The organism is Lacinutrix sp. MEBiC02595, assembly GCF_053601555.1.
Genome location: NZ_JBSHNU010000123.1, coordinates 1 through 497, shown reverse-complemented (window position 1 = coordinate 497; position 497 = coordinate 1). Strand labels below are relative to the sequence as shown.

Genomic DNA, 497 nt, shown 5'->3' with positions numbered 1-497 from the left:
TTACATTACCTGTAACAGCAATCACAGATTGTGATGGTGATGGAGAAACAAGTGATACGGATCCAAATGATACGGATCCATGTATTGGAGGAGATTTAACAAATGTAGATTTAACAGACATAACAAGTGACTGGGCAACTACAGATTGTGATGGAGACGGAGTAAGTAACTTAGACGAAGTAGATACTGATGGAGACGGCGTTCAAGGACCAAACGACACCGATCCAAATGATGCATGTGAGTTTACCGCAACAGATATTACTTTACCTGTAACAGCGATTACGGATTGTGATGGCGATGGAGAAACAAGTGATACGGATCCAAATGATACCGATCCTTGTATCGGAGGAACATTATCAAATGTAGATTTAACAGACACAACAAGTGACTGGGCAACTGCAGATTGTGATGGTGACGGAGTAAGTAACTTAGACGAAGTAGATCCTGATGGAGACGGCGTTCAAGGACCAAACGACACAGATCCAAATGATGCATGT

General features: G+C 42.1%; 1 pseudogene. It reads left to right on the top strand.

From position 1 onward, the window contains the following. A pseudogene (locus ACVCZW_RS00800) lies at window positions 1-497 on the top strand (hypothetical protein); the annotation flags it as partial.